Annotated in this window: 4 protein-coding genes; 2 read left to right on the top strand and 2 right to left on the bottom strand. The window is 69.5% G+C overall.

Translation table 11 applies throughout. From position 1 onward, the window contains the following. On the top strand, positions 1-226 hold a 226-nt coding region (locus tag D0T12_RS36925; protein WP_233526477.1), incomplete at its 5' end, for a hypothetical protein. Here the strand turns inward: D0T12_RS36925 and D0T12_RS34640 are convergent. Both D0T12_RS34640 and D0T12_RS34635 read right to left on the bottom strand, forming a co-directional pair. Beyond that, positions 174-992 carry an STAS domain-containing protein gene (locus tag D0T12_RS34640; RefSeq protein WP_117405316.1) on the bottom strand — a complete coding sequence of 273 codons (819 nt, stop codon included), beginning with the start codon at positions 990-992 and terminating at the stop codon, positions 174-176. The two genes, D0T12_RS36925 and D0T12_RS34640, sit on opposite strands and share 53 nt — an antisense overlap. A gap of 4 nt (positions 993-996) precedes the next feature. Further along, positions 997-1,329 (bottom strand): three-helix bundle dimerization domain-containing protein, encoded by a 333-nt coding sequence (locus tag D0T12_RS34635; protein WP_147339750.1) that lies wholly within the window; start codon positions 1,327-1,329, stop codon positions 997-999. Between the two features lie 494 nt (positions 1,330-1,823). On the opposite strand from D0T12_RS34635, the gene D0T12_RS34630 reads away from it, so the two are divergent. Next, the coding region (locus D0T12_RS34630; protein ID WP_267900437.1) for an alpha-amylase family glycosyl hydrolase at positions 1,824-2,394 on the top strand (571 nt) is incomplete at its 3' end.

The following is a 2,394-nucleotide window of genomic DNA, read 5'->3' as shown; positions in this document are numbered from 1 at the left end:
CGGCCTCCCCAACCACCCCCACCACCCCTACACCGTCACCGACCAACTCGACGGCACCACCTACACCTGGACCGCCACCAACTACGTCCACCTCGACCCACACACCCGACCCGCACACATCTTCACGATCGAACGGGAAGACGAAGGTGTGCGGGTCGGTGGCGACGACCGGGTCAGAAGGCCTCGACGCCTACCAGGCGTTCCTCTAGAGAGCGGCAGCCGGTGAAGACGGAGCCGAGACCTTCGCGGTCGATGATCTCGCGGAGTCTGGCGGGCAGCGCGGGCAGCGCCAGGCAGCCGCCGTCGGCGGCGACGCGCCAGCGGATGCCGAGCAGGATCGGCAGCGGGTCGCAGCGGACGCCGAGCCGGTCGTGCATCCGGACCATGAGGTGGCGCCGGTCACCCTCGACCAGAGTGGTGAGGGTCTCGCCGAGGCGCGGCACCGTCGACTCGTCGAGCATGCCGGACAGGTGGACGACGGTGTGGTCGCCGTCCCCCGCCGCCGTCGTGGTGATCATGAGTTCGGACGGTGCGGGCGGGTCCGGCGCGAGGCCGCCGTCGCCCGGATGCAGGGCCCGGATGGCGTCCAGCACATGTGTGGTGTCCACGTCGCCCGTCGCGGCGTCCGGAACGGGCGTGGCCGTCGCCGACGCGAGGTCCGGGAAGACCGGAACGAGCCCCGCCAGGCCGGTGAGGTGCAGGGCCCGCCGTACCGGCGCGGACTCGGCGGGCACGACGGCCCGCAGCGCGCAGCCGAGCAGTTGCGCCCGGGTCTCCGCGCGGGCCAGCAGGACCAGGCCGGCCGCGTCCAGGAGCACCGCGTCACCGAAGTCGATGACGACCGCGGTGCGGGTTCCCGCCAGGGACAGGGCCTTGCTCACCCCCTCCCGGATCCCCGCGTAGTTCTGCCAGCTGATCTGCGGGGGCAGGGTCAGCACGATGAACCCCTGCCGGGTCTCGACGTTGAGGCCTGGCACCGTGGTGTCCTTCATGGGGTCACATCCCGACCGGGGTTCTCACGACCGGGCGGGTGGGCCTGGGCGGGGCGGACAGGACGGTGGCGTGGGATCCGGGCGGTCTCGACGAGGACCGTCCGTCCGGAGGTTCGTTCTCGTCCGGGTAGGGCGGGCGGCCTCCGCGCACGACGCCCGTCAGGCGGGACGCCGCGAGGCGTTCGATCATCCGCTCCTCGGGCCGAACCCCCAGATGGGCGCAGCAGCACCACAGGTCGTCCACGCAGCGGCGCACGTGCTCCGCCGGAACATCGGCGAAGCGAGCCCGCAGCCGCGCCACGAGCTCGTCGCGCGTTGGTACGACCGATGGCGACATCTCCCAGCGCTCCACTGTCCCTCCGATCGCTTCTGGACGGACGCTTTCCGTCCGAACTGATCAGAACCCGCCGGTGCGACGGGTTCTGAGCTTGGAAATGGCCTACCCGGGACATCCGACAGAAAAAGCGACGAAGCTAAAAACCCGGACACGACACAACCGCCGCGCGGCAAGTTTTCGGGATGGCGGAAACCAATGACCGGGCCGGATTTCTACGTTTTCTTTGCGCTCCCTTTCCGGCGCCATACCCGGCGGCGACCGGTCGATGACCCTCGCGCCGGGAGGGGGCGGCGCCCGGACGAGCCGGGCACGGCGCGATCTACCCCGGGCAGGGATCCGGCCCGCCCGACCCGCCGGGTCCCCCCGGTCCCGAAACCGGGGCGGCGGTCACGGATGGTGCTGAGATTTTTACGGATGGTTGCCTGTCGCGGACGTCTCTGCGCCGGGCGGCGGGAATTGCTGATCTAGATGTCTCCAACTCACCGGGGTGACCCATGCACGTCCAGCCGCCGAACTCCACCCGCAGCACGTCGGACCGGGTCACCGCGCCGGAGATCGAGTCACCGGAGAGCGGGGCGTCCGGCACGGTCACGCGGACGGTCCCGGACGCGTTCCGTCCGGAGACGCCGCGTGATCCGCACTGGTTCAAGACCGCGGTGTTCTACGAGGTGTCGGTCCGCGGTTTCGCCGACTCCAACAACGACGGTTACGGCGACCTGCGCGGTCTGATCTCCAAGCTCGACCATCTGCAATGGCTCGGCATCGACTGCCTCTGGCTGCTGCCCATCTACCAGTCACCACTCCGCGACGGCGGGTACGACATCGCCGACTACACGCAGATCCTGCCCGAATTCGGGGAACTCGGCGACTTCGTCGAATTGATCGACCAAGCCCATGCCCGCGGCATCAGGGTGATCGCGGATCTGGTGATGAACCATACCTCCGACCAGCACCCCTGGTTCCAGGCCTCCCGCACCGACCCCGACGGCCCCTACGGCGACTTCTACATGTGGGACGACACCGACACCAAATACCCCGACGCCCGCATCATCTTCATCGACACCG

The organism is Actinomadura spongiicola (assembly GCF_003432485.1).
Classification (GTDB): domain Bacteria; phylum Actinomycetota; class Actinomycetes; order Streptosporangiales; family Streptosporangiaceae; genus Spirillospora; species Spirillospora spongiicola.
Note: the sequence above shows the minus strand (reverse complement) of the source record. Positions and strands in the feature narration are given on the sequence as shown.

Bases quoted from the DNA above. Each gene is read 5' to 3' on its own strand.
- D0T12_RS34635 (WP_147339750.1), bottom strand. From the start codon at position 1,329: ATGTCGCCATCGGTCGTACCAACGCGCGACGAGCTCGTGGCGCGGCTG.
- D0T12_RS34640 (WP_117405316.1), bottom strand. From the start codon at position 992: ATGAAGGACACCACGGTGCCAGGCCTCAACGTCGAGACCCGGCAGGGG.